Here is a 13,029-nt window from a genome sequence, read left to right on the forward strand (position 1 = left end):
TTTCACGGCGGTTTTCGCCGCACGTTTCGCTATCGGTGCAGGAGGAAATCGATGATGTTCACGATTTCGATGCCATCGATATCGGAGGGGTAGCTGCCGCTTCCCACCACCACTATCTTGCGGTATTCGTCGCCTATGCGTTGCAGAGGCGCGAGTTCGCGCTGCATGGTCTTGTCGTCTTGCATGTTCTCGGTTACCTGGACGTACACCTTTTGCTTCGGTTTCGTGGCAACGAAGTCCACCTCTCCGCCGCGCAGGTGCCCCACCAACACGTCGTAGTCGTCGAACACCAGTTGGTTGTACACCAGGTTCTCCAGCACGCGTCCTGTGTCGGCTCCGCGGTAGCTGTCCAGGTAGCTGCGCATTCCCGTATCGGCAATATAGTACTTGCCTCCCGTCTTCAGCAGCTCTCGGCCCTTTACGTCATAGCGCGGCACGTGTCTGAACAGGTACGCTTCTACGAGTGTAGAAATGTAGAAGTCCGTGGTCGCCCTGGTTGTTGATTGCCCGTCGGCCTTCAGGGTGCCGGCTATCTTGTTCGCAGACGTCTCGTTTCCGACATTGTTCGCCAGAAATGCACAGATACGCTCCAGCACGGTGCGGCTGCTGACGGCACGCAGTCCCTTGCGCTGGGCGCGCGTCATGATGTCGCGGACGATGATGGTCTGATGGATACTGCGCATGTACTCGCGATGTTTCAGCTCGTCGGGTTCCTGCAGGGCCAGGTATGGGAACCCGCCGAACGTGCGATATTGCTCGAACAGGCTGGAGAGGGTGGCGAAGGATCCGTCTGGAAACAGCGCGATATCCGAATTCGTTTTATCGGCAGGCTGCCAGGTCGCACTGCGGAAATCGAGGTATTCGGAGAATGTGAGCGGCTGCATGGGGATTTCGACGTAGCGGCCCGATATGAGCGTGGCCAGTTCGCTGGAGAGCAGAAACGCGTTCGAGCCGGTCACGTAGATGTCGCAATCGACGTCTACGCGCAAGGCATTGACGGCCTTTTCCCAACCTTCGACGTTTTGCAGTTCATCGAAGAACAGGTAGGGGCGAGGTTGTCCTCCGATGCGGCTGACAACCAGGTCGTACAGGCCGCGATAATCGGTTATGCCCGCTAGCTCCATGGATTCCATCTTGAAGGTGAGAAGGCGGTTTTCTTCGACGCCCTGTTCGGCAAGATGCCGTTTCATCATGTCGAGCAAGGTTGATTTTCCGCAGCGGCGTATGCCGGTGACCACCTTCACCAGATCGGTGTCTTGGAATGCGATAAGCTTGTCGAGGTACTTCTGCCGCGTGATCATAAGGGTCTCCAAGTTCGCGATCGGTTACCCCAACGATAGTCAAAACTTGCAGCATCTGCAAGTTTTGACTATCGCATCGACGAAACTTGCAGAAAACTGTGTTCGTGGAAGTACCGGAACCTGACGTCAGTCTATTCGATCTCCTTGATAAGCCCGAAGAGAGTAATATTGAAAGTAATTTTTTGTACTATCTATTAAATAAAAGAATGTTTTTATACTCATATATACAGTATAGTATTAATAATGATATAATCAGACAAGTTTATGATCCTATAGAAGGCGAGTCCTTGTTGGGCTGATAACGGGCGGCTTTGCAGGATGGTGATCGTATGCTGCTCCTTGGTTTTAGGAACTCTGAGTTCAAGGTATGGTCGCCTGCGATCTTTTTTATCCATAGGTGACAAATGTGCTTTGACTTGCATTTTAATAGTTCGTCTGCGAGTCAAGGAGTGTGTGAAATGCTGGCAAACAATAATGATAGCTCTATGAGCCGGAGAGATTTGGTGGCCGCGATTGGTGTGGGGGTTGCTGGATTGGCTGTGTCCCTAGTTGCTCCAACGGTTGCTTTTGCCGAAGACGAAATCAACGCAGAGATGACGGTCGATGAATTGTGGGCTGATGCGGAAGCAAAGGCTTTGGAGAACGGCGATCCTATCTTTTACCGTATAAAGCCTCATGAGAATCCCATTCCGTTGGGAGTAAAGAGAACTGGCACCGTGTCTGGAGGTACGACCGTAGGTACTATTCCTGATCAGATCACAGCCGTAGCTGTTTATGATGTTAATGATAGTAATAGGATATGGCATTTTTACGATGGGTGGGTTCACGGGACGCAAAGCACAGTTACGAACTCTTACTATGATTACACCATTGCCGACGGAGGTAGGTCTCTCGTGATGAATTACACCGCAACCCTCCGCAATATTTTTGGTTTTAGCCAGACTTTCAGGATCTATGCATCTTTCGGACCAAGTGGTGGCTCGTTTATTCGAATCAACTATGCGTAATGGAGGTGCGTTGTGAGCAATGCCATCGTCTATATGGTCGGGATAATAGTTATACCCTCGGTTATCGTGGCGGTCTTGCTTTACCTTGTGGTGAGGAAAGCTGTACGCGATGGCGTGCTTGACGCGTTGAGGAGCGCGGAAAACGGCCCTTTCTCCGTTTCGCTGGAAAAAGATCAAGCTGCTCCAGATGAAGCTTCGCGCAGCTAAATCGGACCGAGCCTGTTGATTCGGGCGGGGACGCATCAGGTTTTCCGGTGCCTAGACCTGGATCTCGTGCAAGATGGGCGATTAACAGGAGTCGCAGCCTCGATGAGAGCTGCGGCTCCTTGCCTTTCAACTCGGTGAGGTCAGCCTTGGCTTTAGCTTACGCCGTTTGCCTGAGGATGCCGTAGCCTCCGTTGTCGCGGCGGTACATCACGCAGGCGACTCCGGTGTCGCGGTCGGTATAGGCGAAGAAATTGTGGCCCAGAAGGTCGATCTTCACGAGGGCCTCCTCTTCGGTAAGCGGCTCGAACTCGATCTCCTTGACGCGCACGACGGCCTCTTCCTCGGCGACGAGCTCGTTCATCAGCTTGTCGGGGTCGAACGGCCCCGACTCGACCGGCGCGGCCTTGATGCTGGGGGCGTCGGCATGCAGTTTGCGGTCGATGACGCGCGTCTTGTACTTGCGCAGCTGGCGCACGACCTTCGCAGCGGCCACGTCGATGGCCGCGTACATGTCCTCTTCGCCCTCTTCCACGCGCACGACGTGGCCTTTGGTGTGCAGCGTCACTTCGCAGCAGCAGCGCTCGGATATGGCGGGGTTCTTCTCTACATGCAAAACGACTTCGGCGTTCAGGGGGCTGATGTCGATGACCTTCATCGAGTTGCCGATCTTCTCTTCGGCGTAGGCGCGCAGCGCGTCGGAAACGGTCAGTTTGCGTCCAGTAACGGTGATGCTCATGGTTTCACCTCTTGTCTCGAGGGCCGATGAAAAAAGCCTGCGAGGGAACCGTGCAAGGTTCGGGAGCTGGTATCGATCGCTCGCGCTGTACCTTGGCGGCCTCCTTCCGACAGGCTGTGCTCCCTAGCATAGCGCACTTTCGGGAAAGCGTCAGCGATGGACGACGATGGACACGCGCCGACCCGTTGTTTGTCTGAGGGTTGCGGTTGTCCATCCTGAGCTGCGCTATACTTCTTCCGCTGAGAAAAGCACGACGTGAGGAGTCTCATGGAAGCAGCCGCGATCGTTCTAGCCGCCGGCGCCGGTACGCGCATGAAATCCAAAAAACCCAAAGTAGCGCACGAAGTTCTGGGAAAGCCCCTGGTGAGATGGGTGGTCGATGAGGCCCGCGCGGCAGGCGCGAACCGCATCGTGTCGGTTGTGGGGCATCTGCGCGAGCAGGTCATCCCGTTGGTCGAGGACTGCACCGAAATCGTCGTGCAGGAGCAGCGCCTGGGAACGGCCGATGCGGTGGCAAGCGGGCGCGAGGCGCTTTCCGGTTTCGACGGCTCGCTTCTGGTGCTGTCGGGCGACTGCCCGCTCATCACGGCCGAAACGCTTTCCAACCTGGTGGCGGCCCGCGAAGCCGACAACGCGGCCGTGGCGCTGCTCACCATGAAGCTCGCCGATCCGTTCGGATACGGGCGCATCGTGCACGACGAGGCGGGCCGGGTGTGCGGCATCGTCGAGCAGAAGGACGCCACCGAGGCCCAGCGCAGGATCGACTCGTGCAATTCGGGCTTCTACTGCTTCGACTCCGCATGGCTGTTCGAAGCGCTTACCCGCATCGACGACAACAACGCCCAGGGCGAGTTCTACCTCACCGACGTCGTGGAGCTGGCATACCGCGAGGGCCGCGGCGTGGTCGAGGTGGTCACGCCCGATCCGCAGGAATGCCTGGGCGTGAACTCGCGCGTCCAGCTGGCCGAGGCCGTCAAGGTCGCCCAGCGGCGCATCAACCGCCGCCACCTCGACAACGGCGTGACCATGATCGACCCTGACCAGGTATGGATCGGGCCCGACGTGCGCATCGCGTCCGACGTCGAGCTGTACCCCCAGGTGTTCCTCATGGGGAGCACCGTCGTCGGCGAAGACAGCGTCATCGGCCCGAACAGCCGCCTCACCGACACGGTGGTGGGGGCGGGCTGCGTCGTCGACGAGACCGTGGCCCTCGACGCCCGCTTGGACGATGGGGCGACCTCCGGTCCGCGCGCCTACCTGCGCCCGGGAGCCCATCTGTGCGAGGGTGCCAAGGCCGGAACGCATGTGGAGATCAAGAAGTCCACGGTGGGCAAAGGCTCGAAGGTCCCCCACCTCAGCTACATCGGCGATGCGGTCATCGGCGAGGGCGTCAATATCGGCGCCGGGTCCATCACCTGCAACTACGATGGGAAGAACAAGCACGCTACCTCCATCGGCGACGGCGCCTTCATCGGCAGCGACACCATGATGGTGGCTCCCGTATCCATCGGCGCGGGCGCCATCGTGGGCGCCGGGTCCACCATCGCCAAAGACGTTCCCGCCGATGCGCTGGGCATCGCCCGCGCCGAGCAGGTGTCGATCGAGGGGTGGGCCGCCCGCAAACGTGGGCGTCTCGAGCAGAAATAACATCGGCGGCCGCGCTGTGCGGCCCTTTGCACCCTGCGGGGCGATACAATGGTTTTGCGCCTGTCCTAAGGCGCATCGCACGCATACGATAGGAGTGTCTTCATGACGGAAATGCAGAAGAGCCTGGCCGTGTTCTCCGGCTCCACGAACCCGCGGCTGGCCGAGGCCATCGCGCAGAGCCTGGGCGTCTCGCTGGGAAACGTCAAGCTCGAGAAGTTCGCCAACGGCGAGATCTACGCCCGCTACCTGCAAAGCGTGCGCGGGGCCGACGTGTTCATCGTGCAGTCCGTCGCGGGCGCATCGGTCAACGATGCGCTGATGGAAACGCTCATCATGGTCGACGCGGCCCGTCGCGCCTCGGCGCGCACCATCACCGCCGTCATCGCCCATTACGGCTACGCCCGTCAGGACCGCAAGGCCGCAGCCCGCGAGCCCATCACCGCGAAGCTGGTGGCCAACCTTCTGGAAACCTCCGGCGTCACGCGCGTCATGACCATCGATCTGCATCAGGGGCAGATCCAGGGCTTCTTCGACATCCCGGTGGATCACCTCACGGCGCTTCCCATCATGGCCGACTACTTCAAGTCGAAGAACCTCGACCACTCGAAGCTGTGCGTGGTCAGCCCCGACGTCGGGCGCGCGAAGGCGGCCAAGAAGCTGTCCGACATGATGGAGGCCGACCTGGCCATCATGCACAAGGGCCGCCCCGGCCATAACCGCGCCGAGATCACCGCGCTCATCGGCGATGTGGCCGGCAAGATCTGCATCCTGAACGACGACATGATCGATACGGGCGGCTCGGTGGTGGCCGCGGTTGATACGCTCAAGGCGCGCGGGGCCGAGGAGGTCTACGTGTGCGCGACCCATCCGGTGTTCTCCGGCCCGGGCCTCGAGCGCATGGCCAACCTGGACGTGAAGGAAGTGGTCGTGTGCGACACCATCCCGGTGCCGCTCGAGTACCAGACCGGCAAGATCAAGGTGATCAGCGTGGCTTCCCTGTTCGCGCGCGCGATCAACAACGTGTACAGCAACGGATCGGTGTCCGAGCTGTTCGACCCCGATTTCGCCCTGTAGCGAAAACCCGGTTTTCGGGGGCGCGCCGTGCGGTGCGCCCCTTTTTAAGTTGGAACGGCATCGAGGAAGAAGATGTATCTGATAGTCGGTTTGGGAAATCCCGGAAGCGAATACGAGAAGACCAGGCACAACGCCGGGTTCCTCGCGGTTGACGAGATCGCGGAGAGCATCGGCGCGCGCTACTGGAAAATCGAGGGCGGCGCCCTTACCGCCAAAGGCTCGCATCGGGGCTGCGACATCGTGCTGGCGAAGCCCCAAAGCTACATGAACACGTCGGGCGGTCCGGTCAAGCAGGTGATGGCGGCCTACAAGGCGACGCCCGACCAGCTGATCGTCATCCACGACGAGCTGGACATCCCCGCCGGAACCGTGAAGGTGAAGCGGGGAGGGGGCCATGCGGGCCACAACGGCCTCCGGTCGATCTGCGACAAGCTTCAGACCCGGGACTGGCTGCGCGTGCGCTGCGGCATCGGGCGCCCTCCGGGGCGGATGCCGGTGTCCGACTTCGTGCTGTCCGAACCGCGTCGGGATGCGGCCGACGAGTTCGCCGAGGCGGTTCATCAGGCGGCCCGCGCGGCGCTTTCGCTCATCGACGAGGGCCTCGAGAAGACCCAGCGGGAATTCAACGGGAAGTAACCGTCTGCCCTGCGCGGTCCCGCCGGTCGCGTGCGGCTTCGACCTCATGATATTCTGGGTCGAATGAATTTCGTTTGAGGATAGCCTATGCAAATCGAACCCGACGGCACGTACCGCCCCAGAGGGGTATTCAACCAGTTCCTTCTGCCGATCCGCGAGGTCGAGAACGCGGTTCCCCCGTTCGTCGCCGAGGACGCCCAGCCATCCGACGATCTGTCCGCCGACGACATCGCCCGATCGAAGGATCTGGCGAACCGTCGTTTCGGCTGGATGCAGGCGGGCTCCGACGTTCCGGTTCCCGAGAAACGGGGGCTCTACATCGTCGAGCGCGTGGGGACCGGCCGCCTGCGCGTTTTGGCGTACATGGATCGCAACGGCCATGCGTGGGCGGTCGACCACTTCATCGTGGAGACGCCGGATAGGGCGCCCGATATGCGCCTGATCATACTGAACGAGATCACCACGCCCGAATGCGAGCGCGGCTTGGTGGGCGTGCGCCCGGCGGGCGGGGAGGGCGAGGTGTGGGTGAGCCGCTACCGCCTCGATTCCGACGGGCTCTATTCGCTGTACGATTCGTGGTTCCAGTTCGGCGACGTTGCGTCCGGGTTGGGCTACGCCGACCTCATGACCCGCTGTTTCTGCGCGTTTTTCTATCGCGCCGGCTTGGGCGGCCAGATCCCCCCGTATTGCCATGTGGATGCCTTCGACGGCTACCTTCTGCACCAGGCTCTCCCGCTTGCGCTCGAAAGCGTGCTGTCCGATGGTGCGCGTGCGGAGTCCGACCCGGTGCTGCGCCCCTTCCCCCTGTCCTCGGCGCTGTGCCATTGGCTGATCGAAGCCGATGCCGAGTCGCTGTCCAAGATCGGGCCGGACGACATCGCGCTGCGCGTGATGAGGACGCTGAAGTACGCCGATCCGTACCTGGTGGTGCGTACCGACGAGGGCGGCGAGGGCAAGCGGGTCTCCGATCGCGGCCTGTATGCGCTCGAGGCTGCGCTGAACCGCTACAAGATCATCCGCGACCTTCTGGGCGACGATGCCGAATCGGCCGGCGCCGATGCGGTGGGGGCGCTGTCGAACTCCCTGTTCGACCTGATCGTGCGCGATCTGCCCGATATCGCGCCGCTTTCGCGCGACGCCGGGCAGCCCGCCTCGCCCGCGTCCGCTCCTGCGGCGGATCCCGATACCGCCAATGTCGCGCTCATCGAGGGGTACGAGGGGGAATGGGAGTTCAGGCGGGGTTTCGCGGAACGGCTGGAACAGCTGCGCGCAGCGTATCGCGTGATGGTGGAGTTCCGGGTCGACCTGGCTTCGGGCATCGTGGCCGTCGTATCCCACGTGCCCGACGAGAGCCTCATGCCGAAATCCGCATGGAGCCCCTCCTCTTCCTCCTGGGTCGAACTCGATCCGGCCACGCGCGCCGTTTTGGCCGCCCGTTACTGGAAGGTCCTGGGCGTTGCGGTGGCCGCATGCGCCTTCGCCCAGTCGGACCGCATCGAGCGCGTGCTGTACCAGGTGCGGTTCCCCTCGTGGGACGAAGACGGGAACCTCGCCGAGGCGTCCGACTCCGTTGCGGACGACGGCGCGCGCGTCGCGACGATTTCGCGCGAGGTGTTCGCTGATCAGGGCGCCTACCGGTCCATCGACAGCGATCCTGCGAGCTTCGCCCGGCTCCTTTCGTCCCTGTTCCCCGACGGGGAATCGGAATCGGACGCGTGCGTCGGAGGGGCGTTTTCCGCGGTCGATTCCCTAGAGGGGCCGGCGCGCACGTCGCGTCTCCCCGAGTCGGAAGACGGCGAGATCCCGCCTGCGCACAGGGAGGCGCTGGGCGCCCGTTACGCGAGCGATATGCGCATCCTGTACCAGTCGGTCCAGCGCAGCCGAGCGGAGGGCCTGGCGGAGAGCTTCGGTGCGGCCCGGTCGGTGTCCGAGGCGGTCCAGGCTGCCCAGGAGCTGAGGGATTCCGTGCTCGATCCCATCGATCGGGACGGGTGCACGCGCGTCATGGAGCTGCTGGTGCGCGGAGAGCTGGACCGCAGCGACAAAAACGCGGTGGTCAACGCATATCTGGGAGAGGACCCCTACGCTCAGGCGCTCGTGCGGGCGCGGTCGCTTTTCGAGACCGATCCGGACGCCGCGCTCGAATCGCTGCGCGCGACGATCGATGCGGCCGAGCTTTCGGGGAAATACGCCGACACGCTGGAGGTCGTCCATCGCGTCTTCGACTCGTATGCCGCCCGCCTGGTATATAACCTCGCGCGCACCGGTGCGCTGAACGCCGCGAACCCGACGCTGGGCATCCAGGACGCCGACCGGCGCGTCGAACTTGCGCCCTCTTCGCTGCATCTGTGCTACATCGAGGCAGAGCGCCTGATGGAGCGTTCGTTCTCCGATAACGAGCGGGCCATCGAATACGGCAGGCGCGCCTGCGAGCTCGCGCCCTCGTCTTCGGTGGCGCACCGTCAGCTGGCACGGTCCTGCATGCTGGTGGGCGATCTGGAAAACGCCCGCGCCGCTTTATGGCGCGCGCTGCGCGTGTCGGTTTCCTCGACGGACGTCGCGCTGTGCTATTACCAGCTGGCGTACGTGCTGTGGAAGCAGGGGCACCCCCAGGAGGCGGCGCTGTGCTATCTGAAGTCGGCGTCGATGTCTGCGGTTGCGGCTCCCCAGTCCATGGCCGAGCTGCGCGAGCTGGCCGACGAGAGCGACGTCGAGCTGTGCCCCCGATCCGAGATCGACGACAGGCTGAGGGAGGCGGGCATCGTGGTCGCGCCGACCGACGAGGTGATGGACGCACTGCTCGCAGGCGCGCAGGCGGCGGCCGATTCGGGCCTGCACGAGTGCGCTCGCGACTTTTTGGCGACCTCTATGCAGCATCGGCCTGACGATGCTCTGTTCAATGTCGCGCGCTCGTTCAAGCGCGGGTCGCTGTAGGGCGCTCTGGGGTACAATGCTCGTGTTCGGCGCCTCGTCAGAGGCGCTGCAAGGTGTCACCGACCGCGCGGCGCGCCGCCGCGTTTCGAAACGAAGAAGGAAACGACCATGGCCATCACCCTCCCCTCCGGCTTCGAGGACATGCTTCCCGCAGAGGCGCGGTTCTATCACGGGTTCGTCGAAACCGCGCGCCGCATCTTCGGCGCGTACGGCTACGTGCCCATCATCACGCCCCAGGTGGAGGTGACCGAGCTGTTCGTGCGCGGCATCGGCGAGGCGACCGACGTGGTGTCCAAAGAGATGTTCACCGCCATCTCGGGCGAGAACCTCAACACGCTTCTGGGCGGCGGCCACATCAAGTCGAAGAGCCGCCTTACCCTGCGCCCCGAGGGCACGGCGGGCGTGGTGCGCGCCGTGGTCGAGCACGACCTGGTTCCGCAGGGCGCAGCTCCGGCCAAGCTGATGTACGCTGGCCCCATGTTCAGGGCCGAGCGGCCACAGAAGGGCAGGTTGCGCCAGTTCAACCAGATCGGTATCGAATGCCTGGGGGCCGAAGCTCCCTCGGTTGATGCCGAGGGGATCATCATGCTCATGAGGTTCTTCTCCGAGCTGGGCATCCCGTCCGAATCGATGGTCTTGCTGGTGAACTCCATGGGCTGCGAGAAGTGCCGCCCGGCCTATCGCGACGCCGTTCGCGCCTACATGGCCGCCCACGCCGAGAAGCTGTGCGATCAGTGCAACGAGCGCGCCCAGATCAACCCGTTGCGCGCGTTCGACTGCAAGAACCCCGCATGCAGGGAGGTCATGGACGCGGCGCCCAAGATCACCGACTACCTGTGCGACGAGTGCCGCGATCATTACGCGACGGTGCTGGCGTATGTGGACGCGGCGGGCATTTCCTATGTCGAGGACCCGAAGCTCGTGCGCGGCTTGGACTACTACACCCGCACGGTGTTCGAGGTGCAGGCCCTCGACAGCAGCAGCGCCCAGAACGCCATCGGCGGCGGCGGGCGCTACGACAAGCTGGTCGAAGAGGTGGGCGGGCGCCCCACGCCCGGGTTCGGGTTCGCGCTGGGCTTCGAGCGCTGCCGCATCGCCCTCGAGGCGGCGGGGAAGGGCGTTTCCGACGCGCCGTCGTGCACGGTGTTCGTGGCGACGGTGGACGACTCCCTAAAGCCGCAGGCGTTCGGCCTTGTGCAGCGCTTGCGCGACGCGGGGGTGGCGGCCGATATGAACCACCAGGATCGCAGCTTGAAAAGCCAGTTGAAGCTGGCGAACAAGCTGCAGGCGCGCTTCGTTGCGGTGCTCGGCCCCGACGAGCTGGCCGAAGGGCTCGTCACCGTCCGCGACATGGTGGGGCATACCGAGCGCACCGTCCCGTTCGACGAGGTCGAAAGCGCGCTGTTCTAGTCGCGCGCGTCCCTCGATCGCCGAGGGGCGGGCTGATCGCACCTGTTTTCCGTGTCGAATGTGGTGCTGCGCTCAATAGTTGCCACTTAGTGGTGCGAATGAAGTAAAATGACCAGGTTTACGAGAACGTTTTCCCGCGCGTGCGCTCTGGGCGGCGCGCGGGTTTCGGTCGGTATGGGCAAGGAGCGAGTCTGAGATGACGGATTATCTGAACGAGTACTGCATGCGCACCGCAACGTGCGGTGAGCTTCGTCGCGAAGACGTCGGGCGCGAGGTCGTCTTGGCGGGATGGGCCTGGCACAACCGCGATCACGGCGGGCTCATCTTCGTCGACCTGCGCGACCGCGAGGGCTACACGCAGGTCGTCATCGATCCCGACTGCGTGCCCGCCGACCAGTTCGCCGAAGCCGAGCATCTGGGCCGCGAGTTCGTCCTGAAGGTCGCCGGCGCGGTCCGCGCGCGCGGCGCCGAGAGCGTGAACCCCAACATGCTGACAGGCGAGATCGAAGTGCTCGCCAGCTCCATCGAGGTGCTGAACAAAAGCGTGACGCCGCCGTTTTCCATCGAAGACGGCATCGAGACCGACGAGACCACACGCATGAAGTGGCGCTACCTCGACCTGCGCCGTCCCGAGATGTACAAGAGCATGCTGCTGCGCCATCAGGTCGCCCAGGCCATGCGCGGCGCTCTGAACAAGCGGGGCTTCTTGGAGGTCGAGACGCCCATCCTCGCGAATTCCACGCCCGAGGGCGCACGCGACTACGTGGTTCCCTCCCGTCCCAACCCCGGCAAGTTCTATGCGCTTCCCCAAAGCCCCCAGCAGTTCAAGCAGATGCTGATGGTGGGCGGCATCGAGCGCTACTACCAGATCGCGCGGTGCTTCCGCGACGAGGACCTGCGAGCCGATCGCCAGCCGGAGTTCACCCAGGTGGACGTCGAGATGAGCTTCGTTGAGAACGACGAGGTCATCGACATGATGGAAGACGTCATGCGCGAGACGCTCGCGGCGGTGGGGGTCGATCACGCCTTCCCGCTGAAGCGCATGCAGTGGTCCGAGGCGATGGAGCGCTTCGGCAACGACCGCCCCGACACCCGCTTCGGCATGGAGCTCGTCGACATCACCGAGATCGTGAAGAACACCGGGTTCAAGGTGTTTTCGAGCGTCGCCCAGTCCGGAGGCGTGGTGAAGGCCATCAACGCCAAGGGTGCGGGCGACTGGAGCCGCGGCGATGTGGAGAAGCTGGCCGCGATCGCCGCCGAGAACGGGGCGAAGGGTATGGCCTGGATCGCGTTCACCTCCGACGGGGCCGAGAAGAGCCCCATCGTCAAGTTCTTCTCCGATGAGGAATTCGCCCAGCTGAAGCAGGCCATGAACGTCGAGCCGGGCGACCTGGTGCTGTTCGCCGCCGATACGTTCGAGGTCGCTTCCGCCGTTCTGTCGGCCCTGCGCCTGCACATGGCCGAGGCCCTGGGCGTTCCGCGCGAGGGCCACGAGCTGCTGTGGGTCGTGAACTTCCCCATGTTCAAGTACGACGAGGAGACGAAGAAGTACGCGGCCGAGCACCATCCGTTCACGATGGTCCGCAAGGAGGACCTCGACAAGATCGAAGAGGCCCCGCTCGAGTGCGGAAGCTATTCGTACGACCTGGTTATGGACGGTTTCGAGGTGGGCGGCGGCACGATCCGTATCCACAGCGCCGAGCTCCAGCGCCGGGTTCTGCGCCGCTGCGGCCTTACCGACGAAGAGATCGACGAGAAGTTCGGCCACCTCATCCACGCGCTCGAGCTGGGCGCGCCTCCCCATGGCGGCATCGCTTTGGGCCTCGATCGCCTGGTCATGCTTCTGGGCGGCAAGGACTCCATCCGCGACGTCATCGCGTTCCCGAAGACTTCCAGCGCATCCGACCCCATGACGGGTGCGCCCAGCACCGTGTCTGCGCGCCAGCTGAAGGACGTCAACCTGCGCCTTATGTAAGCTCGCCTTATTGAAACTGAGAAAACGACCCGCCGAATCGATCCGGCGGGTCGTTGTTTTCTATACCTTTTAGGCTCCTGATGAGGTAGAATCCCAGCCAAG

10 protein-coding genes are annotated in these 13,029 nt (G+C 62.8%); 8 read left to right on the plus strand and 2 right to left on the minus strand.

Annotated elements, in window-relative coordinates:
• Window positions 1-29: 29 nt before the first annotated feature.
• Complete coding sequence (locus JI75_RS01705; RefSeq protein ID WP_039688257.1) at window positions 30-1,301, minus strand: ATP-binding protein; 1,272 nt, start codon at window positions 1,299-1,301, stop codon at window positions 30-32.
• 458 nt (window positions 1,302-1,759) lie between these two features.
• Here JI75_RS01705 and JI75_RS01710 point away from each other — a divergent pair, with 458 nt between their 5' ends.
• Both JI75_RS01710 and JI75_RS01715 read left to right on the plus strand, forming a co-directional pair.
• The gene (locus JI75_RS01710; protein ID WP_039688259.1) at window positions 1,760-2,308 is read left to right on the plus strand and encodes a hypothetical protein; all 549 of its coding nucleotides are present in this window, start codon (window positions 1,760-1,762) and stop codon (window positions 2,306-2,308) included.
• A 12-nt stretch (window positions 2,309-2,320) separates the two neighbouring features.
• Window positions 2,321-2,515 carry a hypothetical protein gene (locus tag JI75_RS01715; protein WP_039688261.1) on the plus strand — a complete coding sequence of 65 codons (195 nt, stop codon included), beginning with the start codon at window positions 2,321-2,323 and terminating at the stop codon, window positions 2,513-2,515.
• Between the two features lie 157 nt (window positions 2,516-2,672).
• On the opposite strand, the gene hpf is transcribed toward JI75_RS01715, so the two are convergent.
• Window positions 2,673-3,251, minus strand: coding sequence for a ribosome hibernation-promoting factor, HPF/YfiA family (gene hpf, locus JI75_RS01720; RefSeq protein ID WP_039688263.1), 579 nt, complete (start codon window positions 3,249-3,251; stop codon window positions 2,673-2,675).
• 267 nt (window positions 3,252-3,518) lie between these two features.
• Here hpf and glmU point away from each other — a divergent pair, with 267 nt between their 5' ends.
• The 6 genes from glmU to aspS all read left to right on the plus strand — a co-directional run bounded on the left by glmU (window position 3,519) and on the right by aspS (window position 12,927).
• The gene (glmU, locus tag JI75_RS01725) at window positions 3,519-4,898 is read left to right on the plus strand and encodes a bifunctional UDP-N-acetylglucosamine diphosphorylase/glucosamine-1-phosphate N-acetyltransferase GlmU (protein WP_039688265.1); all 1,380 of its coding nucleotides are present in this window, start codon (window positions 3,519-3,521) and stop codon (window positions 4,896-4,898) included.
• A 102-nt stretch (window positions 4,899-5,000) separates the two neighbouring features.
• On the plus strand, window positions 5,001-5,972 hold the full coding sequence (locus tag JI75_RS01730; protein WP_039688267.1) for a ribose-phosphate diphosphokinase: 972 nt from the start codon (window positions 5,001-5,003) through the stop codon (window positions 5,970-5,972).
• A gap of 72 nt (window positions 5,973-6,044) precedes the next feature.
• A complete protein-coding gene (pth, locus tag JI75_RS01735; protein WP_039688269.1) occupies window positions 6,045-6,608 on the plus strand; it encodes an aminoacyl-tRNA hydrolase in 564 nt (187 codons plus the stop codon).
• Window positions 6,609-6,695: 87 nt separating this feature from the next.
• Entirely contained in the window at window positions 6,696-9,542 is a 2,847-nt protein-coding gene (locus tag JI75_RS01740) for a tetratricopeptide repeat protein (RefSeq protein WP_039688271.1), read from the plus strand.
• Between the two features lie 108 nt (window positions 9,543-9,650).
• Entirely contained in the window at window positions 9,651-10,952 is a 1,302-nt protein-coding gene (gene hisS / locus JI75_RS01745; RefSeq protein WP_039688273.1) for a histidine--tRNA ligase, read from the plus strand.
• A gap of 196 nt (window positions 10,953-11,148) precedes the next feature.
• Complete coding sequence (gene aspS, locus JI75_RS01750) at window positions 11,149-12,927, plus strand: aspartate--tRNA ligase (protein WP_039688275.1); 1,779 nt, start codon at window positions 11,149-11,151, stop codon at window positions 12,925-12,927.
• Window positions 12,928-13,029: the final 102 nt, after the last annotated feature.

The sequence above is a fragment of the Berryella intestinalis genome (genome assembly GCF_000814825.1).
Classification (GTDB): Bacteria; Actinomycetota; Coriobacteriia; order Coriobacteriales; family Eggerthellaceae; genus Berryella; species Berryella intestinalis.